The 23,451-nt window shown below is 38.0% G+C and carries 20 protein-coding genes, 1 tRNA gene and 1 pseudogene; 2 read left to right on the top strand and 20 right to left on the bottom strand.

Annotated features, from left to right (window positions below):
- Nucleotides 1–162: 162 nt before the first annotated feature.
- The 7 genes and pseudogenes from CE557_RS00440 to CE557_RS00410 all read right to left on the bottom strand — a co-directional run bounded on the left by CE557_RS00440 (nt 163) and on the right by CE557_RS00410 (nt 10,326).
- Nucleotides 163–1,560, bottom strand: coding sequence for a sodium:solute symporter family transporter (locus CE557_RS00440; RefSeq protein WP_114909679.1), 1,398 nt, complete (start codon nt 1,558–1,560; stop codon nt 163–165).
- Nucleotides 1,561–1,890: 330 nt separating this feature from the next.
- Nucleotides 1,891–3,984 carry a hypothetical protein gene (locus tag CE557_RS00435; RefSeq protein ID WP_114909678.1) on the bottom strand — a complete coding sequence of 698 codons (2,094 nt, stop codon included), beginning with the start codon at nt 3,982–3,984 and terminating at the stop codon, nt 1,891–1,893.
- 323 nt (nt 3,985–4,307) lie between these two features.
- Nucleotides 4,308–4,793 carry a glutathione peroxidase gene (locus CE557_RS00430; RefSeq protein WP_114909677.1) on the bottom strand — a complete coding sequence of 162 codons (486 nt, stop codon included), beginning with the start codon at nt 4,791–4,793 and terminating at the stop codon, nt 4,308–4,310.
- A gap of 282 nt (nt 4,794–5,075) precedes the next feature.
- Nucleotides 5,076–8,516, bottom strand: coding sequence for a DNA polymerase III subunit alpha (gene dnaE / locus CE557_RS00425; RefSeq protein ID WP_223245903.1), 3,441 nt, complete (start codon nt 8,514–8,516; stop codon nt 5,076–5,078).
- A pseudogene (locus CE557_RS05255) lies at nt 8,509–8,601 on the bottom strand (Rpn family recombination-promoting nuclease/putative transposase); the annotation flags it as partial. The pseudogene CE557_RS05255 and the gene dnaE, both read right to left, overlap by 8 nt.
- A 679-nt stretch (nt 8,602–9,280) precedes the next feature.
- Nucleotides 9,281–10,216, bottom strand: a complete 936-nt coding sequence (locus CE557_RS00415) for a hypothetical protein (RefSeq protein WP_162789895.1) — start codon at nt 10,214–10,216, stop codon at nt 9,281–9,283.
- Between the two features lie 33 nt (nt 10,217–10,249).
- Nucleotides 10,250–10,326, bottom strand: a tRNA-His gene (locus tag CE557_RS00410).
- A 293-nt stretch (nt 10,327–10,619) separates the two neighbouring features.
- Between CE557_RS00410 and CE557_RS00405 the strand changes: the two genes are divergently transcribed.
- Together CE557_RS00405 and CE557_RS05250 are read left to right on the top strand one after the other, a co-directional pair.
- Entirely contained in the window at nt 10,620–11,639 is a 1,020-nt protein-coding gene (locus tag CE557_RS00405) for a hypothetical protein (protein ID WP_114909674.1), read from the top strand.
- Between the two features lie 194 nt (nt 11,640–11,833).
- Entirely contained in the window at nt 11,834–12,100 is a 267-nt protein-coding gene (locus tag CE557_RS05250; protein ID WP_114909673.1) for a helix-turn-helix domain-containing protein, read from the top strand.
- Here CE557_RS05250 and CE557_RS05210 read toward each other — a convergent pair.
- From CE557_RS05210 to CE557_RS00340, 13 genes are all read right to left on the bottom strand, one after another.
- Nucleotides 12,086–12,214, bottom strand: a complete 129-nt coding sequence (locus CE557_RS05210; protein WP_255410643.1) for a hypothetical protein — start codon at nt 12,212–12,214, stop codon at nt 12,086–12,088. The genes CE557_RS05250 and CE557_RS05210 overlap by 15 nt on opposite strands.
- Nucleotides 12,215–12,264: 50 nt before the next feature.
- Nucleotides 12,265–13,452, bottom strand: coding sequence for a phosphoglycerate kinase (locus CE557_RS00395; protein WP_114909672.1), 1,188 nt, complete (start codon nt 13,450–13,452; stop codon nt 12,265–12,267).
- Nucleotides 13,453–13,479: 27 nt separating this feature from the next.
- The gene (locus CE557_RS00390; RefSeq protein WP_162789894.1) at nt 13,480–13,848 is read right to left on the bottom strand and encodes a hypothetical protein; all 369 of its coding nucleotides are present in this window, start codon (nt 13,846–13,848) and stop codon (nt 13,480–13,482) included.
- A 118-nt stretch (nt 13,849–13,966) separates the two neighbouring features.
- Entirely contained in the window at nt 13,967–14,266 is a 300-nt protein-coding gene (locus tag CE557_RS00385) for a DciA family protein (protein WP_114909670.1), read from the bottom strand.
- 249 nt (nt 14,267–14,515) lie between these two features.
- Entirely contained in the window at nt 14,516–15,112 is a 597-nt protein-coding gene (locus tag CE557_RS00380; RefSeq protein WP_114909669.1) for a phospholipase D-like domain-containing protein, read from the bottom strand.
- 90 nt (nt 15,113–15,202) lie between these two features.
- The gene (locus CE557_RS00375; RefSeq protein WP_162789893.1) at nt 15,203–16,264 is read right to left on the bottom strand and encodes a hypothetical protein; all 1,062 of its coding nucleotides are present in this window, start codon (nt 16,262–16,264) and stop codon (nt 15,203–15,205) included.
- Nucleotides 16,182–17,240 (bottom strand): hypothetical protein, encoded by a 1,059-nt coding sequence (locus tag CE557_RS00370; protein WP_114909667.1) that lies wholly within the window; start codon nt 17,238–17,240, stop codon nt 16,182–16,184. The genes CE557_RS00375 and CE557_RS00370 overlap by 83 nt, the downstream gene beginning before the upstream one ends.
- Nucleotides 17,241–17,321: 81 nt before the next feature.
- Nucleotides 17,322–19,079: a DUF1609 domain-containing protein gene (locus CE557_RS00365; RefSeq protein ID WP_162789892.1), complete on the bottom strand. Its 1,758-nt coding sequence runs from the start codon at nt 19,077–19,079 to the stop codon at nt 17,322–17,324.
- Nucleotides 19,080–19,290: 211 nt separating this feature from the next.
- On the bottom strand, nt 19,291–19,749 hold the full coding sequence (locus CE557_RS00360; RefSeq protein ID WP_114909665.1) for an Lrp/AsnC family transcriptional regulator: 459 nt from the start codon (nt 19,747–19,749) through the stop codon (nt 19,291–19,293).
- A 184-nt stretch (nt 19,750–19,933) separates the two neighbouring features.
- Nucleotides 19,934–20,866 carry an Rpn family recombination-promoting nuclease/putative transposase gene (locus tag CE557_RS00355; protein ID WP_114910452.1) on the bottom strand — a complete coding sequence of 311 codons (933 nt, stop codon included), beginning with the start codon at nt 20,864–20,866 and terminating at the stop codon, nt 19,934–19,936.
- Nucleotides 20,867–21,051: 185 nt separating this feature from the next.
- Nucleotides 21,052–22,126, bottom strand: a protein-coding gene (gene prfB, locus CE557_RS00350; RefSeq protein WP_114909664.1) for a peptide chain release factor 2 whose coding sequence is annotated in 2 segments (ribosomal slippage) — nt 21,052–22,068 and nt 22,070–22,126 — 1,074 coding nt in all. Because the reading frame shifts where the segments join, the coding sequence is not laid out codon by codon here.
- Between the two features lie 22 nt (nt 22,127–22,148).
- A complete protein-coding gene (locus tag CE557_RS00345; protein ID WP_162789891.1) occupies nt 22,149–22,850 on the bottom strand; it encodes a hypothetical protein in 702 nt (233 codons plus the stop codon).
- Nucleotides 22,851–23,096: 246 nt separating this feature from the next.
- Nucleotides 23,097–23,405: a magnesium chelatase subunit ChlI family protein gene (locus tag CE557_RS00340; RefSeq protein WP_420888372.1), complete on the bottom strand. Its 309-nt coding sequence runs from the start codon at nt 23,403–23,405 to the stop codon at nt 23,097–23,099.
- Nucleotides 23,406–23,451 lie beyond the last annotated feature (46 nt).

The following is a 23,451-nucleotide window of genomic DNA, read 5'->3' as shown; positions in this document are numbered from 1 at the left end:
TTTCTAGTTAAAAATCAAACATAGAGCTTTATACGCTACTTTTTCCTAGACCCAAAATCACATACACGCAAACCATGATATAAAAAATTACTATACGTACCTCCTCAAAGAAGGCAACTCAGCAACCAACCTACGCAACCTACCAAACTGGACTTCCACGATTTATGTTTTTAGTTTAAGAGACACATAATGTACAACCCTCATAACAAGCCCATTAACTACCATAGCTATAAAAGAACCATTCATAGCTGTAGCTGGCTCAACCCACCTATTCCAAGCCAAAATGGTCACGGTGCCTGCAGCCATGCCCATCAAAGCAGTAGATGAACCACCCCTAAACCCCAAAACAGCTAAGATAAAAGGAGCAATTACGATAGGAATAAAACAATCAAAACGAAACTTCAATAAGGCAAATAGATCACTACAATACAAACTGAATAGCACCGTAATAATGCCTATAAAAAGTGCAATTACCTTAGCTAACCTAAGCTGAATAGGGTAGGGAAATGACTTTTTAGCCATCATACTGCTTGCTATATCATTACTAAACATAACAGCACAACTATTTAAGTAAGTATCAGCTGTAGACATAGCCATAGCCAGCAAGCCTATAACCACAAAACCTTTACAAACAGGTGAAATATGAGCTATGATATAGTGCCAAACCTCTGCCACTGATAGATGCGGTGCAGCGACAAAAGTATATAGACCCAGCAATATGATAAATAAAGCGATAAACAGACTCAAACAACCGGTGAAAAAGAAAACCATACCGGCTTGAAAGCAATCGGCAGACATATAAATTCTCTGTATAATCGGAGGATTGATACTGGACACCAGACTAGAGAGGAAGAGGGTAAAAATGGCCAATTGGTTGGGTTCAAATTGAAACAACGTATGAAACTGAAAACTTTCTTGCGTGCGCAAAAAAGAGAGCACGTCAGGTCTACCCGTTGCCTCAAATATCGAGAAAGCAAGAAAGGGAATAATCAGAAAAAAGACAAAGGTTTGTGCGATATCTATAAAAGTAATAATACGCATGCCGCCAATACGGGAATAGATAAACAAAACCAAGATAACCAAACTGGTGATCATACGCGAATGCTCGACATCTATACACATACTGATGGACCGAGACATTACATTGATTTGAATAGCAATGGTAGCAATGGCAAAACAAATATTAGCTAACCCAGTAATTATTCTCGGATAGGTACCATACACACGGCCTATACTCTCTGACATAGAGAGGTTACGCATAAATGGTGTCATACGTAATGCCAACCAGCTGATTACCCAATGTGGCAAAAAACTAGTAAAAAGTATAAAAAAGACCCAAGCAAGTCCAAAATTATGTACCTGCTCTACGCCAACCATTAACCTCCCTCCTCCATAGATAAGCGTCAATAATGTACCCATCAAAGGTGCCGTATGCCACGTTTGATCCCCTAAAGCATATTCCCGAAATGAAGTAGAGATCTTCGTAAAACATAGCCCTATACCCAAGGTTAATAACAAAAAAGTCGCTACCATCAACAGAGGTAGATTTAAAACACCCATAGATACAACTACTTAAATTCAACAATCCCAACCGATACCTTATGCATATGGTACTATATAGAATATAGTTTTTTATGCTGATAATTAAATTTAATTTTTAGAAATTCATCTAAATAATGACTGACCAAAGTGTGCTTCTTTTTAAGAAGAACCTTTTACACCTATCTTGTTAAATGAACCTTATATCTATTCCTCAGGGTTATTCAAACTACAATTGTAAACATTTTTTACAATAAAATCAAAAACTTTATGAGCACTTACCGGTTCATACGAACTGGCTAGACTACGAAAAAAATAGGCCATACTTATACCAAACTGGCCCAACGGGTTTTATGCTGCTTCATACCCAGCATCATCACAGGCATCTATTGTTGGCAATAGTGTTTTAAGTACTTTTTCCTGATCGACCATACTATTTGTTTTTGATCGCAAATTTGTTTCAAGTTTATTTGCTAGCTTTAATGCCTCATTTGTGGCTGTTTGTATCTGTTTTGCTATGGCTGCTTTTAGTATCTTTAAAGTGGGATCATGTACACGCACTCGTATGGCGCATATATACTCCTTGGCTAAGTCTAAATCTGCTATAATCTCTTTGAGGCGCTTAAGGTTTTTCACCTTCCCTACTATAACGTTTAAGTTTAGCCTCAGCTTGATTCTTAAATCTAATGCGCGTATGGTATGTATTGCATTTTCCAATGGATTACGTACTAAGGTGACGGCATCTTGTATCGCTACTAGTGTTCCTGCTCTTTTTGAGGCTATTTTTCTTACCTCTCGGACCATACTGAGTTGCTCATCTTCTAGTTTTTCTAGCTGTTCTATGATGACTTGCGCCGTTTTGGATTGCCTATCATCTTCAATGTACAATTGTTTGACACATTGCCGCATGCGATCTGTTGGATTCAGAATGTATAAGCGTCTGATGTAAAGGAGTAAATCATACATACTTTCGAAAAATTCTATTACCTGATGCAGTAAGATTTCTGTAGATAAGATTTCGAAATATTCCTCACATATAGCTACTTCTAAATTTCTTAATTGTTTTATTAGTGCACTGCATTGATCGCTAAGATAGGTGGGCCTACTATATTCTATACCGAGTTGGCAACTTTTTTCTAATATCAATGCAGCTTGCAATTGGCTTATCGCTTGCAATACCGGATTGAACACCAATTGTAACGTGCTGCCAACATTTGGTTTAAAGTGGTTTTGCACTATATCATTTAATACGACCTTGTCTAAATTTATTTTTTGTATGGTTTTTATAACTTGCTCGTGGATGATGGTATAGGTTGCTATCTTTTTTACTATCTTATTCAAGGCTTTTTGCTTCATCTGGATGATTTTTTCTGCGCGCATGGCTTCGGATAAACCATTATTGTGCGCTGCCTTATCACTATACAGACCGCCACCTACACCTCCTAATAGGTTGAGCGGAGCGGATTCTATATCATTCGTTTGCATAGACCTATCTGTAACAGCTTCCTCATGAACCATAGATAAGGCAGCCGATGGCGCGTCATTTTTTAAAAATAAAGGACGTACAGGCGGTGCATCTATCCTATTTTCTAATAATGATGGTTGTATGTTTGTTGGGAGTATGCTGTTATACGATGAACCAGCTACTGGCTGTACTAGTTTAACTTCAGGAACGCTATTTTTTAAGGGAATAAAACAGTAATGATCACCTTTTTTAATATAGCAATAGCCATTCGAATAACTATTTAAATCTATAGATCTATTTAAAATAGATTCAGATTGCAATAGATATCCGCTGACAACGCCAGGGAGGATCAAACCATCTTTGATCTGCCTACAGGCATAGGATTGATCAGGACACCCTATCAAATGCTGCATCACATCAACTAGCGTTCGGTTATTTTTCACGAATATAAAACCCAATTGTTCACCATTTTGAAATTTAGCGCCATTCAAATCCAAAGCAACAATATGTTTATCGCCTAAACTTTTGATCTGACAAAACATAAAGGGCGCTATCCCATACGCTTGCCAATTGGGCACTGCACCATCAGGGAGCGCGATGGATTCCTGATCATGCAGATGGAATATTACTTTTGGGGTGCTTTTTAGTTGGTCTTGCTTCCATTTACTTTTTGGATCAAGTAGGCGACGCTCTTCTATAATATAGCCAATTGGGTCATTTGTGCCCAACGTAGTTACAGTGCCTAAACAGTGGGGTTGGGTCACATGATGTCGTGATGGAGTAATATCAGCCGCAGAGGTTGCATCACTATTGTTGCAGTTACAGCTGAAGCCTACAATGTATAACAGACAACTGCGACATAGTACAATGAAAAAAATTGTAGAGAACAACTTTTGAACCAAAGAAGCGATACAACTGGAACAAACAATAGTGTCCTTACGATTGCTTACGTAGATTTTAGAAGCATCATCATAGGTCATATATTCGATTTTACGGATTCAAAACAACATAAACGCTGTTCTTAAATCGTATATTTTTTTATTTAAAATTCCAAATTCTTATACTTGTTTAGTATCTGTCGTTCACGATACTGGTTAATAATGAGTTATATCCCACTTTTTTCTTGATAAAAAAGTGGACAAAAAATCAACCCCTCGGTAAAAATCCACTGAAAGTGCCATCTTACAAGGGCGTTGTTTTTTTAATGTAAAAAACAGTGGTTTGAACAGATACGATAAAAAATGCTATTTGATTGAATAATCAATAATATATCGTTCTTAAATTGAGGCTATTGAGCGCAGCACTACTGGTTGGCTAGTGCCGCTTCTACTGCGTCTATGACGTTTGGAGCTAAAGGATCAGTTACGGAAGAAAACCATGTGATGCACCTGCCATCTTTACCTATCAAATACTTATGGAAGTTCCACTTTGGGCGCCCCAATAAAGAGACTTGGGTAGCAGCCCATGCATAAAATGGATGAATGGATTTTCCACGAACAGCTGCTAGCTGCGTAATAGGAAAAGTAACCCTATTACATTTATTTTTTATAGCAGCAGCTATCTCACAAGGCTGATCAAATTCTTGCTTACGAAAGCTTTGGGAGGATACCCCAAGCACGGTAAAGCCTTGGGCATGATAACGATCATGTAGTTCCTGTAATGCATTAAACTGACGGGCAAATCCACACTGTGAAGCCGTATTGACTACCAAAACATCTTGATTAGAAAACTTAAATAAAGTGCCATCTAATAAGGTAAAAGAAAAATCTTTAGCGGTATTCGTATGCATATCAATATTTGTATTTAACGGCCCATTGCATAGATTTAGAAGGAGTATTGAGATGCAAAAAAATCGTTTTGTACCATCTGCTGCCTAATAAAGCCAAGACAAAAGTTCTATGATTCCCCGCACCCATATCTATACTTTTATCTGGCTCCCCTACTTGAATAGTAGTGCAAACCGAATGAAATAGAAAAAAACCAGTTTATTCTATTTCTATGTTAATTTAAGCTTTATAGATCAAACATACAATACCAACCACCGTAAGATCCATACATATTATGTATATGCTTACATAAACAGATGAAAATCGATAGACAACTGGTTGAGCCAATCCAATAGCTCATTTGTAAGTGCCACACGATATTGGGTAGAAAGGGTGGGAATGGTGATTTGCGCGTCGTGATCTACAATGGATATCTTTATCAAATATTTACCTGGATAACGTTTGATACCAGCTTCCAACTCATGTACCAATAGCGGATTGATATGGTGTTGTTCCAGCGTTAAATGGACACCTTTGGCCATGCGCTCCCGCATCTCTTCCAATAGGTGCATGGTTTGTGGCTTAAAGGTTTGCATGGCTTGGCTTCCATAGCGTGGGGCTACACTACCTGTCAAAAAGAGTAGGGTGCCGACTGCTAATAGATGTTTGTACTTTAAGTAGTCTTCTCCAAAAAGAGCAAAGTTAAGCGAGCCACAATAATCATCTAATGTAAGTAAAGCATAGGCATTGCCTTTACCATTTTGCTTAATGGTAGCAGCGGTAAGCATACCCGCTATGGTTACTGCTTTTCGACTAGTACCCAATATATTTTGTGTGGTGGCATTGCAGAAACTAGCTATATCCACTTTAAATGGATCTAATGGATGACCAGAAATATAAAAACCAACCAGTTCTTTCTCTATACGCAATTGTTCCAATGGCTCATAAGGTGGACAATCAACTGGTTCTGGCCTTTTAATTTGACTATACGCACTCGCTGCAAAGAGTGATTGAAGCGCTTCGGTGCGCTCTTTTTGAATGCGGTTGCGGTATTGTATGACTTTTTCTATAAAACTGCTACCAGATGCCTCATAGACATACTGCCTTCTATGCAAGCCCTTAAAGGTATCAAACGCACCAGATAAGGCAAGGGCTTCCATGGTTTTCTTGTTGACCGTTTTGAGTTGGACCGCTTCTACAAAATCAAAAATATCTTTAAAAGCGCCTTTTTGCGCTCTTGCTGCTATAATAGCGGTGACCGCTGCTTCGCCCGCTCCTTTAATCGCCCCCAATCCAAATCGTATTTCTTTATGGAGACCAGCACTAAAATTTACTTGACTTGCATTGATATCAGGGCCTAATACAGAGAGCCCTTGCTGGCGGCTCTCTTCCATAAAGAAAGTAATTTTATCCATATCACCCTGGTTATGCGTCAATACCGCAGCCATATATTCGGTAGGGTAATGGGCCTTTAAATAAGCGGTCTGGTAGGCAATAAGCGAATAAGCCGCTGCATGTGAACGATTAAAGCCATATTGCGCAAATTTTTCCATAATCTCAAAAATAGCCAATGCTTTTTCTTTAGGAATCTGATGTTTTTTTGCTGCTCCTGTTACAAAGACATCGCGTTGCCTTGCCATTTCTGTCGCATTTTTTTTACCCATAGCCTTACGCAATAAATCGGCACCAGCTAGCGTATAACCTGCCATGGCTTGCGCCGTTTGGATGATTTGCTCTTGGTAAATCATAATGCCATAAGTGGGCTTTAAAATGGTTTCCAAAAGTGGATGTGGATATTCAATGGCTTCTTTGCCATGCTTACGCGCAATAAAATTGGGAATAAACTGCATAGGACCGGGCCTATAGAGTGCATTCATAGCAATAAGCTCCTCCATCGTAGTAGGTTGCAGTTTCATCAACCATTGGCGCATGCCTTCTGATTCAAATTGAAAGGTGCCTTTGGTACTACCGGACTGGTACAATTGAAAAGTAAGTGGATCATCTAATGGAATCAGATCTATATCTATGGTAATGGCTCTATTTTGTTGGATCAATAGCAGGGCATCTTTAATAATACTTAGCGTCTTGAGTCCTAAGAAATCCATTTTCAGCATACCCACCTTTTCCAATACCGACCCATCATATTGGGTTACCAATAAGTCAGCGTTTTTATCTGTTTTTATTGGGATATAATCTATAATATCATTAGGTGCAATGATGATGCCTGCGGCATGGATACCGGTATGACGCACCAAGCCTTCCAGGGTTTCAGCTAAATCAAGTACTTTACCTTCTGGCGTGGCAATGGCTTTTTTAAGCTCAGCGAGTTCCCCTACCTCTTCAAAGGCTTCTGATAAAGTAATGCCTAACCTATCTGGTATCAACTTGGTTAAATAGTTGGCGCGTGCCAAAGGGAGACCCAAGACACGTGCTACATCACGTATAGCCGACTTAGCCGCCATGCTACCAAAAGTAATAATAGAGGCAACTTGGTTGCGACCATATTTTTGAACTACATAATCGATTACCTTTCTACGACCTTCATCATCAAAGTCTACATCTATATCGGGCATAGAAACCCGCTCTGGATTCAGAAAGCGTTCAAAAAGTAAATTATAACGCAGGGGATCTATTTTAGTAATCCCTATACAAAAAGCCACTAGGGAACCTGCTACAGACCCTCTTCCTGGACCTACGATAACCCCTAATTGTACCGCTGCTTCAATAAAGTCTTGTACAATTAAAAAGTAGCCTGCAAAACCGGTTTGAGCAATAATGGCCAATTCATAATTCAGTCTGCTTTCTACTTCCATAGAAATGGCTCCATACTTAACACGGGCACCGGAAAAAGCCAAATGGCTTAGATAGCGATTGGCATCTGAAAAGCCGCTAGGCAGTTGAAAAATAGGCAGCAGCACATCGCGCGTCAAAGAGGGCGTTTCTATTTTTTCTACCAAGGCAAGTGTATTGGTAATAGCCGCGGGTACGTCTGCAAAAAGCAGCGCCATCTCTTCTGGTGACTTTAAAAAGAATTGATCGTTGCTAAAACGCATCCGATTGGGATCGTTGTAATCTTTGCCAGTTTGTAAACAGAGCAATACATCCTGCGCAAGGCTATCTTGTTGCGTAGTGTAATGGACATCATTGGTAGCAATGACTGGTACATTATACTTTTCTGCCCAGCGCAGCAATACGGCATTACAAACTTCTTGTTCTTGGATACCATGCCGTTGTAATTCTATATAGTAATCTGCTCCAAATAACTCCAACCATTCTACAAACAGCTTTTCTGCAGCCGCTTCACCATAACGAATAATGGTTTTAGGAATCTCTGCACCCAAGCAACAGGTAGTGGCGATTAAGCCTTCTTTATACTGCTTGAGCAAAGCCTTATCAATGCGGGGTTTATAATAATAGCCTTCTAAAAAACCCAGGGAAGATAATTTGGTAATGTTTTGATAGCCTATAGCATTTTTGGCCAACAACAACTGGTGGTAGCGGGTTTTATCTTTATGATTATGTCGGTCAGGTGCGATATAAAACTCACATCCTATAATAGGTTTTACCCCTTCCTTAGCAGCTGCAGATACAAAATGAGGCACCCCAAACATATTGCCATGGTCTGTAATGGCCAATGCATCCATGCCCAGTTGTTTATTGGCCGCTATAAGCCGCTCTACCTTGGCGGCACCGTCCAATAAGGAATATTCTGTATGGCAATGTAAATGGCAAAAGTTATGCATCATTAAAGGCAATCAGCAGGTCTTTGTTTGCTTTTACACTAAAGATTTTTTTAAAGGCTAGGTTGACTTTTGGGGTAATTCTTTCCATAGCTTGTTCTTAATTTGGTCGTAATGATAAATATATCAGTGTGGTGCACATTAGACCGCTCCCTATTTGTGATGAGCAATTTTTAGGAGCAGCGGAGTCGCCAGAATACTCAAGCTGTATTTGAGCGCATAGACTACAAGATTGCCATTAGAAATCGAGCCTCGAAAGAGGTATCTGTTCACGATACTGGTTAATAATGCATTTTATCTCACTTTTTTCTTGATAAAAAAGTGGACAAAAAATCAAGCCCTCGGTAAAAAGCCGCTGAAAATGCCATCTTACAGATGGAAAAACAGAAACCGCCCCCTTTGGGGGCTTCAAAGGCAACTGTTTTTCCTAATCATCTGTAAAATGCCACTTTCTACACCGCTACTTTTTACAGAGGCGTTGTTCTTTTAACGCAAAAAACCAGTGACTGGAACAGATACTTAATAAAAACCACTGCGCTGAACATATACAAAAAGAGATCTATTGCAAGATAGATAGTTTTTAAGGAAATATAGTACACTTCAACTGTAGTCTTGCTACCAGCCGCCGATAAAGAAACAGGGCTAATTGCTAATAGCTTAATGAATAGCAAATGTGTCCATATAGCAACACTCCTTACAAGAAAGTACAAAAGCTCCTTGGAACAAGATGTGATCAGAAAGCCACTGAAAGCCTATCTTTACCTTTTACATTATCTGCCTCCAGCACGGACTCTTGAGTTATACGTTGTATCTGATTGCTTCTTCGTGCTATGTATGGATTTTAGCTTTTCTAATATTTGTATACTGCCTTTTTTAATCTGCTCTAATACATGAGCAGGTACTTTAGAAGACTGCTCTTGCATTTGAATAAGGAGCTTTTGGTTTTTTGCACTTGAAGACATGAGTAAAGATCTAATATCTTTCAAATGAGGCAAGTAGGTTGCCTGCTCTTGAGATGAACACCCTGGAAATACTTGTTCCATTTTCATCCATTTAATAATAAATTCATGATCCGCACCTACCTCTTTAGCCGCTTTAATAATATCCTGAAATATAGGGTCAGATCCATTGACTTTTGGACCTATCTCGCAGTTCTCTCCTTTCTTAATAAGATTGTCCAACTCTTTATACTTCTCATGGACCTGTTTGAGCGTCTCACCCAACTGCTTGTTATACTCATCCATGACTTGTTTACACTTTACAAAGCAATCAAGTAGAAGTTTCTGTTCACCAGAAGGCAGGGCATTCAACACCTCCTCCAATAACTTACCGAGTTGACCTTTAAGAATTTTTATCAAATCTTTTATTTTTTGATCGGACGGAATAAGTTCTTGACATAGTGGCCCTATAGTCACCATAGTCTGTTGAATCAAGAATTCCAACACTTTTTTACGTTTTTCCTGATTAATATTCTGTGATGGTGTTGAATGGGGAGGCATAAACGGCTGCTGTAGTGGCTTTATCTCATTTTGTGATGCTTTTTTATTACCACTTTGTACTGGTGTCTTGTCAGTAGTTTTTGCTTTTTCCTTACTAGATACTTTAACCTCCGAATCTTTTTTACGAGAAGACTTACATCCTGGGTACAAGACTGCTGATAAACAAAACAAAGCAACTGCTTTAAATAAACTTCTTATATAGCGCATAACCTGAAATAGAAAATAGCTGAAATAGAAAAATGGGGTGAAAGACGGGATTCGAACCCGCGACCCTTGGTACCACAAACCAATGCTCTAACCAGCTGAGCTACATTCACCATAAAACAGGGTCATAAAGTTATTAAACACAAGAAGTACCCGATTTTCAAAAGTAGATAAAAAAATAAAATTTTCAAAAAAAATCATCCTCATAACGAACGATTACAAAATGGCACCTACGTAAGGACGGAACCATGGCAACTGTTGAGCCATAGGAATGATGCCTACCACTTCCATAACGCCCCTGAACGCTTTACAGTTGTATCGTATTGCATAAATTAAAATTTTTGTATATAATGCTATCTTTTTTAAGAAAGACAATACGTATAACACACCTAATAATTTTAATTAAATGATCACACTATTAGCCACCCTATTGGGGGTGTGGTATAGATTTATTTTGATATGTATATATGCCTGTAATCACACTCATCTGAAAATACAGCCACGCATAAAATGTGAAGCCCTCCTATCCAAGGAACAAATAATCCATAAAGAAACATTTAATAAGCATGCGCAATCGCTCAAGAGACCTAAGATAAAGCCACTCACTGCTGTTCCAGATTCGGGTGAATCTTCCCAAGATAAAAGATGTAAAGTATCTAGCAGTTCATGGCTACCTGGTGCTGCGCCAAATAAAGAGCAACAAAATGAACAGCAATCATCAGATATACTCAGCAAGCACAAAAAAATGGGTAATCAGTTACAAAAACGGTTATATTTGCCTAAAAATTCAAGTGGATCTACCCAAAATAGTAAAATAAAAAAGAAACAAAAGCGTGAAGTAAACAATAATATTAGGTTATATAATCCACAAAGCAGCCTAGACGTATTGGAACGTTTACCCAATACAATTTATTTTAAGTCATTAAAAATTAAAATAAATCATGATCCAAATAGCCTATTAGCGGAAAGCATAATAGAAAAACTTGATGCTTACGATAAACTAAAGCTGCCCTATACTTTTTTGAGTAGTGTCTTAAAAAAATGTACCGATCTATATGTGCTCGACACTTTGCTCAATAAAACTTTAATAAAGTGCGCTAGCGGGGGATATGCCATAGAAAGTAAATTACAACACATACTTAATAATAATATTAGGTTTAATAATCTCTCCAGCATGGCAAATGGAGCTGGAAAGGAAGCAGCGCAAACATTGGAAACACTAATCAATAAGCTAACAGAACAGGAAACCCTGAAAAAACTCCAAATCTTGAAAAAACAAGGGATCACAATTAGAAGTCTCTCCAGCATGGTAATTGGAACTGGAAAAGCAGCAACTCAAACATTGGAAACACTAATCAATAAGCTAACGGAACAGGAAACCCTGAAAAAACTCCAAATCTTGAAAAAAAACAAGGGAATCAGTTAAATCCTTTATCCGCCATGTTAATAAAATCAGCCACTAAAGCATGATGCATTAACTAATACAATCGATAAATTGTGTGAATTTTCAACAGAAACACTACAAAACATACTTTATAAAAATATAAAATTATAGTAGCTTATATGGGATTATGGGTAAGTTGTTAAACTTATCCATAATCCCATATAATAGCGTACGTAATGGAGAATAAAACTCGTAAGGTTAATGCACATAAGACTTGGATACAAGCTTATGAAACGTTAGGCTCTATAAGCAAGACAGCTAGGCGTTGTGGTATTGCTAGATCAACTCTTTATCGTTGTTTAAAAAGGTATAAACTAGGCGGTCTGGCAGGGCTACAGGATAAAACGCAAAGACCTAATAAGCTTAGTAAGCTAAAGTGTAGTATCACAAACTTAATCGGACAACTCAGGTGTAACAACCTCTACGAATCACACACTCTCTAACGATTCGCCTTCAGATAAACAACTAGCTATTGCTAATTTGCCCTCTAACTTGTCTCTCTTTTGACCAAATTGCCTCCCTTCTTCCTTATATTTTTGTGCTATGGTTCTCATCATATCTTTTTTATCTTGTTAATGTACTGGGATAACAACGCATTATAACTACGCTATTGCTTCAATGCCTCTAGACTTGATAATTTTCGATCTGCTGCAATATAGGCCAGCAAGGCTCCTCCTCCTGTAGAAATATAGGAAACTTGATTGACATAGCCTGCTTGTTTTATAGCAGCAGCGGTATCTCCGCCACCTACTATGCTGTAGGCACCATGCGCAGTGGCCTGGGCAATGGCCTGGGCAATGGAAACAGTTCCAAGCGCACATTGATCCCATTCAAATACCCCTATAGGGCCAGCCCATAATATGGTCTTAGCTTGCCGAATCAATGCTGCAAAGCGTGCTTGTGTAACCGGTCCAATATCTACTACATAAGAGTCATATGGTAGATCGGCAAGCGATAAGGTCGATGGTGTAAGCTGCTCATCCATTTCAGGTAGCGCCTGGACATCTGTTGGCAACCATAATTGACAATGGCCATGGCGTATCAGTGCATCAAATAATCTACTGGCAATCCCCTCTGCTTCTGAATCGGTATGTGCAGATGGTGACTGTTTTGCATAGTAAAACGGTAGGATCAATCCTCCACCAATCAATATATGGTCTACGTAACGCATTAAACCTTGAATCGGCTTTGCTTTATCTACAAGCTTATTGCCGCCCATAATGGCCACAACGGGGCTTTGCTCTTTTGAAAAAAGTTTATCAATAGCGGCTATTTCTTGCTGCAATAAGTAGCCCGCATAGCGCTCTTTAAAATAAGTAGGCAATAAAGTAGTAGAAACATGATTTCTATGAATGGTTCCAAAAGCTTCATTGATATAGACCTCCCCCCATTCAGCCAGTGCTTGAGCAAAACCACGATCTTCTAATGTTTCTGATGCATGGAAACGCACATTTTCCAGTAGTAAGATGCTACCTGGCTCTAGCCCATCTATCCGTTCTTTTACCACAGATCCTATACAATCGGGCGCAAAAACAATAGGTTGTTGCAATAAATTAGATAATACAGGCAAAAGTCTGCGTAACGAATAACGTGCTTCATATCCATGTTTAGGCCTGCCCAAATGAGCGAGCAAAATAGCTATTCCGCCATCTGCTATTACTTTTTGAATCGTTGGCAAACTGCTCCGAATACGCCGGTCATCGATAACCACGCCATGATCCGTTATGGGTACATTAAAATCAACGCGTATGAGTACCTTTTTACCCTTAAAAGATATGCCTTGTATACCAACCATAAAAGTGCTTGCTTTAAACAAATAGGGTTACAGGCCCAAGGAAAGCTTTCGATTCATATGCTCCAGAATATCATTCAATTGGGTTGGATAGTCTAATCCATAACAGTATCCCCAAAGGGCAAACACATCCCCCTCCTGATCCGTTTGATGGCATTTAAACTTCCATTTTTTACTTACTTTCCCAAAGTAAATAGATACCCGTGAAGAAGATTTAGATTGGTAATTGCCTTCTACATTAACGGGGTCAAAACCAGAAACAAGATGGCTAATTAAAGAGACTTGATTGGTTCTTTGGAGAATCATCTCTTTTGTTTTGATTGTCTTTTCTTTATTTACACCCTGGTCTACCACAAGTTTTTGCTCTGTTTCTACTACTGGCCTTTTTTCTACTAGCATAATCATCCCTTTACAGTTCAGTATTGATAACTTTTGAACGCTGATGTGAATCTAAGCAATATTTTAGTAGTTCTAAATAGTTAGTGATTTATTTTGCATCTTTTTTGTGGAAGTATACCTACAAAAAAATAACATCTTGTAGCAGGGTATGCGACATAGTTTGATGGAGCATCATCAGGATTCTATCTTTATTGCACTTTAACTCATGCCGTAAAGGAGCAGAAGTTATTTTTAAAAAAATCTTGTTATGGTGGACATAAAGCTTTTCCGTCCTATCACAAACCACTTTAGGCATGGTGGTATGCCATGCAGCACGTACCATAGCTGCTGTTAGTTGTTTCTGAAAAGGAGAGGTTTCAAGAAATCTGTTTACCAATTCTTTAAGACTTTTTGTCTGATGAGCATTGTGCATATGCATCGCAATTTAAAATTATAGTTCATTTAGCCAATAATGGAGGTGTAGGGATGATACCATTGGCAAATGTAATAGGATTATCGTTTCTTTCCATGGATAAGGCATCCATATTATGAATGAGTAGATAAAACAGTATTTTTTCATGGATAATAAGTATACCCTTAATATAATAGCTGGATGGGATCGCAAGTTTGATTAAAAACCGTAGCTTGGCAACAGTAAGTTAACGCCACTGTTTTGTAATCTATAAGGTCAATGGTTACGCATATATTTTAATCGTTCTCCAACTGCTGCCCGCATGTACCAATTATTTTTAAACCTTCTATTGATTTCTTTTCCTGTTATCATCACTAGGTTCTCTGCATTTCTGGTTTGTGCACCATGTGTCCAGTTAAAAGAACCTGTAATCACATATTCATCATCAATAATCATAACTTTATTATGTGCATAACCAACTGTTTTATCAATTATAATAGGCATACCATACCGCAGCAACTCATTCACTTTACTGCCCTTGGTAGTTGGGGCATCTTTATCTATTAACAACTGAACCGCCACCTTATTTTGATGCGCTGCTATCAATGCGTCTGCAATCTGCCTAGAGGTAATGACATAGGCTTGTACAAGAATGGATGTTTTGGCAGACAGAACCTTGGCCACAATAAGATCCATACAAGGGTCCTGTGGTGTAAACCAGGCTTGTATGGCTAAGTCGGAGTCGAGTCGATTGGAAGTATGGCAAGCGGTATAATTTACCAATAGACTGCTCAAGACGATGCTAATTGTAGCTAAAAGCTTAACCCACATATGGGTTATATGCGGCAACTTGCCAATGGTAGATTTTTTCATGAATAGTTCTAATAGACTAGCAACAAGGCTGCCCTTCCACTTGCTGGAAAGACAAAAGCAAACAAAAAATATCTTTTGTAAGAAGTTGCGTTAAAACCTTACTAAAAGTTGTATCATTCCACGATGACTACCTCTACTGGGTGAAGGTTTTTTTGTTTGGGCTGCTTCTGTTTTAGGCAGATCTTTAATATAATATATAAAACTATATTTAATTTCCAGACGAATCCATCCCATGGGCTTCCAACAAACCAGCCCGGTAGCAGCGATTCCATTACCATAATAGGGATAAAATTGCGTACTACTATATAATGGATTGGGTAGATAAAAGTATAGTCTAGTAGCATAATTTGGAGTATTAAAATAGATCGCTTTGCCAGCCAATTGCCATTGGCTGGTTTTCCATTTTTGTATGCTGGATACCGCATAACCATGGTGGGTTTCGAATAAAAAAGTATAATGGGTATATTGTATTTCTGCTTGGGTCCACCAATAGTGGGTCAGCTTGTGGTCTACTTTACACTTCAAACTATTTTGGGTAGATGAGGCAGTCGTTGCGGCTTCACCTGCTGTTTTAGGCTTATTACGCGGATTCTTATGCAGTTTATGTTGCAAGGCCAATAGGGTGGTACGATGCAACATATAATTAGAACGTGTAGTAAAACGATAGCCACTACGCGCTGTTGACAGCTGAGGCTTAGGAGATAAGGTGGCAAAAAAGTGCCCACTAGTTGCGAGTTGCCAACTAGGTAAAGGTGTAACTTGCAAACAGAGATACCCTCCTTTTTCATTGGCATGTTCTGTGGTATACCGTTTAAAGGCATTCCCATAGGGTGTATACAATCCCTTACCATAGTAATATAACGCACCTGAAAGATCTACATAACGGGAAAAACTTACTACACATCCTGTAATCAACGCTTTTCCCTGCTTAGCCTGAATAGTATTTGGCATAGTAAACCCTGCCTCTCCAAACAAGATCCAGTTTTTCCATAACAAACGGTAAAATAGACTAGCAGCAGATTGGGACCCATAGGGCTCCTTGGCCACTGTCTTGTCCATAATAGGTATATCATAATGGTAATAGAGCAATACCCACTTCTGTTTGGCCTCTATGGTAGGGTTTTCGTATGGTGCACCCAACCACCTGTTCATTAACCGTGCCTTTTTTGGCTAACTTATGGACAGTATCATATTTCCCTATGCAATCGATTTGATGGATATAGAGCTGGTTATTTGCATTGCGTTGCAAAGTAGCATCTAGGTTATGGTTTGCATAGAACCCTGTTGCCTCAATAGGGCCTAGATCAGAGGTAATGGCTACACCACGCAATCCAATGCGCCTTATACCCTTATAGGGCCTAATGCCCACATTATTAGAACGAACAATAGAACAAATCGCCTCTCCTGAATGGATATACCCTGCACTTAACAATAAGCCTTGGCCATAACCCACTTGATAATCCCCAATGACTATTTTTTTTATCTGCTTTTTACGGTTTACCATTACAAAAACAGACCATAGGTTACATCCATAACGATAGGTTGCATGGTCCCAATAAAATGATTCGCCTGCCTGTTTTCTACCGGTGATGCCCCATGTTATGGCATCATTATGGTTACAGGAAAGTTGCACCATACATTGATCTAGATTACCTAAGGTAGACGACTGAGTCGTTTTATTCAGTGAAGGCGTATAACGACATAAAAAATAACTAGATTTATTTTCATTGATTTTCAGAAAATTAGATGGAAGATGGTAGGTTTCTGTTACATAGACAAATGGTAAAAGCAAAGCTATGGTGGTTAGATCAAAATCAGGAATGGCCTGCAGTTCATATTTGGAATAAAGCGGGCCTGTGGTAGCCAAATGGTTAAAATAATTTTTTATTTGATTTGTAGATAGAATTCCTAATGCTGTCAATGATTCTTCCGTTGCCTTATTTAAATCCAATGGTGTAGCGTAAGCTTCTCGAAGGGCTTGTTTAATAGATTCAAAATCTTCCTCTTCCGTAAAATTTTGCCGCTGGTAGATTGCGTTTACGTAATCGTCAAAGGAAAATAAATAAGGTAAAGCCAAGGGAAAATCTACACCCACCAATAATATAAAAACAATAAGATAGCAACGCATCTTTATCTCTTTGACTCTATCCTAAAAACATGCAACGGCTAAGCCTATTTTTGTACCATCTGTTTGGTCAAAAGTAAGATCTCAATTTGCTAAATTTTTAATCGATTTTATAGATAACTTATTCGGCTGAATAAACAGTTTTTTAGAGGGCTGAGGCATAGAGCAGTGCGTAGAAGTAGGCATGCCAAAGGAGACGATATATGTATCATCTTGTTTGGCTATTTCAAAGCCATCTTTATTGCACCACTGACTAGCGTTTGCATTACTGTCTAATCCACCCTCGTCTGCATCCTCTAATAGAGGATCTGTAATTTGAAACAACTGCTCCGGCCTATGTTTTACCTTATCATTGAACATCATATGATATATATTCCCCTCATCTGAAATGCCCATCTCAAGGATACCTTCAACCGTAACATCACCCATCTTCAAAATGGTAAAAGCTGACTTACCTTTAGGAGTATTAAAAAAGTAGTCTTTATGGTCATCTACACAAAGCAACAATTCTACACCCTTCAGGTCATGATACGCCTTTTGCAAAAGAATATCTTCTTCTCTAAGATCCGTATAGTGTATTTTTTTATTTTTATTATCCATATCAAATTTTTTTATTTGATCGGTAGTTGCCCCAACCCACCGTAATACCCTAGGATGCACTTTATAACCATATGTATCAAAACGCTTTTGTAGCCCCCCTACTGATTGTAGAAGCTTATTTGCTTCCTGTAGTTCCGCTTCATTTTGTTCCCATATAAATGGCATAGATTTTTTAGGTTGGTTTACCTTATCGCTTTCTTGAGCAGAAAAGTTTTTTAGATTTTTTGTCTTTAACTTTTGTTGTTTTGTTTTAGGGTGTTTTTTCCGATGCAATCCAAGGTTTGGATTAGATCGTGGACTAGGCTCTATCTCTAGAACCAATTGATCCACTGTTTTTAGTGGTGTTTCTTGTGCATTTGTAAATGCTTCATTGATTTTTTCCTTAGCTTTAGCTTCGGTTTCTGTTTCTTCCAAAATAGCGAGAACGTCTAAATAAAATCGAGCTGCTTCATCCTTGCCTTTTGTGCGATACAAATCGATTATTTTATTCTCTATATTCAGTGCTTGTAACCTTTTTTTATAAATATGTTGGGCATGTGTTACAGCCAATTCCGCCTCTTTATATCTCTCAAATACAATTTTTAGCACATCCACAAAGCTCTTTCGGTTAGTAAGTATATGACTGTATAGACCACTAACGGTTGCATGAAAATTATCATGTAATTGATGGGCCTGAGAAAACATACGCGTTCTACTGCGCACATATGTAATTATATCTTCGATCGCTTTGTAGGTGACATCTGCAAACATTGCTCCCGCTCTATAACGCCTTTGTGACTCCAAAGCAACTTGCTCTATTTTTATAAACGCTTTCCTTACACTTTCTTCCTGAATTTTGCTTTCATCACCTAGATAAATCGATAATAATTCCAGATTCATCAATAAGTGACCATTGGTTATTACTAGGCTATTGATGAAAGTCAATAACGTCCCTTTTTTATTGTTCTCATAGTCATTCAATCTTGTCAAAGGTGTTATAGAATCGGATTGCCCGTCTCTATTCATACAATAAAATGGCTCCACGATATTATACTTCTCATTGTTCATACCACAATATTCTTTCATAATTTTTATAGTTTGTTTTGCGTCCGCTGTACCGATAGATTTAGCCCCCTGTCCACCACAAGGCGGTTGTAGCACGGTAAAGCTTTCCATCACGATTTTTGTATGCTTCTCTGCAATTTGCTGCGCACGATTGGGAATGCGTAAATGATTCGTTACGCAAGATAAAAGTAGAATCATCTTTAAATAGGACAATAAAAACCATATGATAAACATAACTACTTCATTAAGAGGTTAACATAAACCACTTAGCCATTCAAAATATCCAATATTTATTATTGCTGTCGTAATAACTACAATAGATTATACGGATAAAATAGAAATAATGGAAACGATGAGATGGGAATGAATGGATGCATGGCATCCATTTGCCATGGAAAGGGTCAAGAGTCTATGCTAGCAATAGTGGTTTGTTTTTGACCAATTGGGTGACTGATAAGGTTTTTACATGGTCCACAAAGGGCAGTAGATAGAGCTTTTCTACTACCATTGTTTGGTAGCTGGCTATATCTTTCGCATAGACCATTAACACAAAATCAAAATCACCTATTACTTGATAACAAATGGTAATAGATGTTATTTTATCAACCGTAAGTTTAAATAACTTGATGTATTCAGCGGTACTTTTTTGAAGGCGAATGCCCACTATTACATGGACCAAGAAACCTAGCTTTGCATAATCCATTTGTGCACAGTAACTTGTGATAATGGCATGCTGCTCCAGTTTTTTAACCCGTTCAAGCGTAGCTGCAGGAGATAGGTTGATTTTCTGTGCAAGCGCAGCATTGGTGATTTTTGAATCAACTTGAAGAATATTTAAAATATGTTTATCTATTTTATCTAGTTCCATTTTTTACAAGAGCGTTGTTTTTTTAACGCAAAAAACCATTGACTTGAATAGATACCTAATAAAAACCACTACGCTGAACACATACAAAACCATTGACTTGAATAGATACTGATATTTTATTTAATAATCAATAAAATATACTTCTTAAGTTGATACGATTGAGTGAACACTTCCTATCTAATAATTAGATAAGTTTTTCAATATGAGGCTGGGACAATCCAGTGAAACGCATAATCTTATCTATAGGCTCACCTTCTTGGAGCATTAGTTTAGCGATTTCTATCTTACCCTCTATCTTACCCTCCATCTTACCCTCTATCTTACCCTCTATCTTACCCTCTATCTTACCCTCCATCTTACCCTCTATCCTAGCTTGGTTTTTCATATAGTCTTCTACTGCTTGATTATCCATGATACGCTTGATCTCTTGTTCATAGGTAAGTAATTCCGTTTCTGACCAGTTAAACCGATTTAAAGCTTCATAAGCGCGCTGAATAACCAAATCAGAATCTAGTATTTTGCTAACATCTTTTTCACTCGTAGAGGAAGCATAACGAAAAAAGTAACACCACTTCTCTATCATGGTGGAAAGGTCTTCTATAGCGGTAATCTTAAATTTGGGTAGTTCTATAAAAGTAAAAGAGAAATCTTGTAGATCATGCGCGTAGGTATTAGCGTCTAAAATAATATGATTGGATAGATAATCTTTTTTGTCAGGAAAAACAATATAATCCGTAATAGCGATAAAAATAACTGCTTTAAGATCTTGATATCTAGCGCCTACTTCTTGCCCTGCATTGAGCTGTCTGGAATAGGCTTTTGCAGCATAATACTGTGCCCTTTTTTCAAAGCCCTCTCGGGGAGCAACTTGCATCTCTACGATGATTTGCTTGCCATATTGGTCTGTGCATAGTACATCTACTATACTTTCTTTTTTGCAAGCAATATCCGGATCCTGAATCGTAGAAAGAAAAGTTACTTCTTTTACTTTATCTGGACCATGTAGATCCAGCACATCATTGATAAAGTGAATAAGAATATCTTTATGCTTTTCACTACCAAATATCTTGCGAAAAGCTACGTCGTTCTTCGGATTTAAAAACTTTGAGGTCACCATAGGGGTATATAACATCTATCTTTAATATAGTAACTTTTTATGGTATAGCAAGAATCTATTGGTTGAAATGGGTGAAAAATTTAATTTATTTTACTCTGTTTCCGTATTGTTTTAAATTTCAACTCCTAACCTATCCTCAAAGCAATCTCGATTAATCCTTACCTCGACGCAAGGTTCTGAACATACTAAACGTGTAATAAATAATCTTTTATAAATCCATCAAGATCACCATCTAAAACATTTTCTACATCTTTTCGCTCATATCCTGTTCGGTTATCCTTAATAATTTTATAAGGATGCAACACATAACTCCTAATCTGAGCGCCAAATTCAATCTTTTTTTTGCTCTGTTCTATTTGTTGTTGTTTGGCTCTTCTCTTTTCTAGCGCTTGTTGGTAAAGTTTCGATTTAAGCAGTTGTAAAGCTTTATCCCTATTTTGTAGCTGAGAGCGTTCTTGTTGACATTCCACCACAGTACCAGAAGGAATATGCTTCACACGAACAGCTGTTTCTACTTTATTTACATTTTGTCCTCCCGCTCCACCAGATCGAAAGGTATCCCAACTGAGATCTGCAGGGTTAATTTCAATTTTTATGGTATCATCGACCACAGGGGCTGCATATATAGACGCAAACGAAGTATGTCGCTTACCTGCAGCATCAAAGGGAGAGAGACGAACCAACCGATGAATGCCCACCTCTGCTTTTATATAGCCATAGGCATAGGCACCCACCACTTCTAATGTTACCGCTTTTACACCTGCACCATCTCCTGGTTGGTAGTGAACCGTTTTAACCCCATAACCTTTTTTAGTTGCCCACATCGTATACATACGTACCAACATGTAGGCCCAATCTTGGCTTTCTGTGCCACCTGCACCTGGTTTTATATCTATAATCGCATTTAAATGGTCTGCTTCACCATCCAACATTTTTTTTAACTCAACTTCTTCTACCAATGCAGCAAGAGATGAGGCAATAAGTGATAACTCCTCTTGTGCTACCGCATCTTCTGCAAATAAGGCTTCTAACAAAAGAAGCTCTTCCCATTGGGTCTGTAGGGTATTGAGTTGATCAATTGCTTCTTTTAATACTTTAATTTTTTGGATGGTTTGTTGGGCCTCTGCTGGATTAGACCAAAATAAAGGGTCGGCAACTGCTTCCTCTAATAGCTGTAGTTGCCTATCTTTGTCAGCATAGTCAAAGACAGTCTTTTAAGGCCTTTATTCTTTCTGCTAGATGGAGGTATTTGGTTTTCATAGAGCTTATTTAAAAATAACTTTTATTGTATAAAATGAATACGATTCCCTATAGAGTCTTCTATTTGGTCAGGCGCAAATACATCATGCCTAATACGTATCGTCTTTTTATTTTTGGTTAATTCGCTGAGTGGATTACTACAATCTTTAATTTCTTTAGGAAAAGTATAGATCGTTGTATAGGTGGTTTGTTTGAAAAAGCAAGCCAAATCTAAACTTTTAACCAAACAATTATCATACTCTTGGTAAAAGAGTACCTTTTTTGCAATACCATTCATATCCTGACGGACAAAGAGCCCATCCTGGAGACTAAAATAGGTAATTTTAGGCGGATCCAAACCTTTATTAATTTTTCGCATCGCTTTATTAAGTGCCTTAATGGTATGAAAGTTAAAGCTTAACTCAAATTTAAGTTTTTTTTCATCATAACGCATACCGACTTGGCTGATATCAGCTATGCTTTTTAAGCACTCCTCGGCATTATGCAAGGACTTATATCCAATAGATTTAATTAATTTACAGCTTGTATTTAAATTTAAGCATTTAATAATGGAAAGGACTGTACCTGCCTTCGTTAAATCCACTTCAATACTAAACAGACCAGAGCCATCTTCATTAAAATGGGCTTTTTCTATAAAATCTACCCCTAAAGCAGGGGTCTTGGGAATAGATTGAAAAAAAAACAGCAGTACGAAAACAACAAACCCAACTTTTTTTGGCTGCATCAGCATAAACATAAAGTAAATAAAATCACAAAAACAGATCAGCCCTATAGGCAAGATTTAGCTTGCGCCAGCAATGGTATATAGCCATAATATTTCTATTAAACAATAGTTATATTTTTTGCAAGTTGTATAGCAAGAAAAATAGATGCGCCATACTACACCAATTGAATGGTCCAACGGGCCAAATTTATGAAATTTTTATAAACTTTACCTTGGCTTATAGAGAAGATGCCCAAACCATCCTACCTAACTTCCCCACCCCGATCGATCCAAGCTACGGTATTGAATAGCTTCTGCCAAATGCACTTCTGAAATATAATCACTTCCTGCTAAATCGGCAATGGTTCTAGCTACTTTTAAAATTCTTTCATAAGTCCTGGCCGAGAGCCCCAACTTTTCCATAGCTACTTGTAACAACTTTTGTCCAGCCTTTGAAATAGGACAAAAGACCTTGGTCATAGTAGAAGACATCCGTGCATTGGTATAGAGCTGTGTATGATCTTGAAAACGTTTTTCTTGTATTTTCCTTGCCTGCACTACACGTTCGCGAATCAGATGACTGGCTTCATTTTTTTGGAAGTGTTCAATTAACTGTGTCAGT

Source organism: Cardinium endosymbiont of Sogatella furcifera (assembly GCF_003351905.1).
GTDB lineage: Bacteria > Bacteroidota > Bacteroidia > Cytophagales > Amoebophilaceae > Cardinium.
The sequence above is the reverse complement of the archived record's forward strand: the minus strand, read 5'-3'. Positions and strand labels throughout refer to the sequence as shown.

Excerpts from the sequence above, each read along its gene's own strand:
- CE557_RS00440 (WP_114909679.1), bottom strand. The coding sequence starts at position 1,560 with ATGGGTGTTTTAAATCTACCTCTGTTGATGGTAGCGACTTTTTTGTTA.
- CE557_RS00385 (WP_114909670.1), bottom strand. The coding sequence starts at position 14,266 with ATGCATATGCACAATGCTCATCAGACAAAAAGTCTTAAAGAATTGGTA.
- CE557_RS00370 (WP_114909667.1), bottom strand. The coding sequence starts at position 17,240 with ATGCGTTGCTATCTTATTGTTTTTATATTATTGGTGGGTGTAGATTTT.
- dnaE (WP_223245903.1), bottom strand. The coding sequence starts at position 8,516 with ATGATGCATAACTTTTGCCATTTACATTGCCATACAGAATATTCCTTA.
- CE557_RS00390 (WP_162789894.1), bottom strand. The coding sequence starts at position 13,848 with ATGCTAGTAGAAAAAAGGCCAGTAGTAGAAACAGAGCAAAAACTTGTG.
- CE557_RS00395 (WP_114909672.1), bottom strand. The coding sequence starts at position 13,452 with ATGGTTGGTATACAAGGCATATCTTTTAAGGGTAAAAAGGTACTCATA.
- CE557_RS00435 (WP_114909678.1), bottom strand. The coding sequence starts at position 3,984 with ATGACCTATGATGATGCTTCTAAAATCTACGTAAGCAATCGTAAGGAC.
- CE557_RS05210 (WP_255410643.1), bottom strand. The coding sequence starts at position 12,214 with ATGATGAGAACCATAGCACAAAAATATAAGGAAGAAGGGAGGCAATTT.
- CE557_RS00415 (WP_162789895.1), bottom strand. The coding sequence starts at position 10,216 with ATGCGCTATATAAGAAGTTTATTTAAAGCAGTTGCTTTGTTTTGTTTA.
- CE557_RS00375 (WP_162789893.1), bottom strand. The coding sequence starts at position 16,264 with ATGAACAGGTGGTTGGGTGCACCATACGAAAACCCTACCATAGAGGCC.
- CE557_RS00430 (WP_114909677.1), bottom strand. The coding sequence starts at position 4,793 with ATGCATACGAATACCGCTAAAGATTTTTCTTTTACCTTATTAGATGGC.
- CE557_RS00355 (WP_114910452.1), bottom strand. The coding sequence starts at position 20,866 with ATGGTGACCTCAAAGTTTTTAAATCCGAAGAACGACGTAGCTTTTCGC.
- CE557_RS05250 (WP_114909673.1), top strand. The coding sequence starts at position 11,834 with ATGGAGAATAAAACTCGTAAGGTTAATGCACATAAGACTTGGATACAA.
- CE557_RS00360 (WP_114909665.1), bottom strand. The coding sequence starts at position 19,749 with ATGGAACTAGATAAAATAGATAAACATATTTTAAATATTCTTCAAGTT.
- CE557_RS00405 (WP_114909674.1), top strand. The coding sequence starts at position 10,620 with ATGATCACACTATTAGCCACCCTATTGGGGGTGTGGTATAGATTTATT.
- CE557_RS00380 (WP_114909669.1), bottom strand. The coding sequence starts at position 15,112 with ATGAAAAAATCTACCATTGGCAAGTTGCCGCATATAACCCATATGTGG.
- CE557_RS00365 (WP_162789892.1), bottom strand. The coding sequence starts at position 19,079 with ATGATTCTACTTTTATCTTGCGTAACGAATCATTTACGCATTCCCAAT.
- CE557_RS00345 (WP_162789891.1), bottom strand. The coding sequence starts at position 22,850 with ATGCAGCCAAAAAAAGTTGGGTTTGTTGTTTTCGTACTGCTGTTTTTT.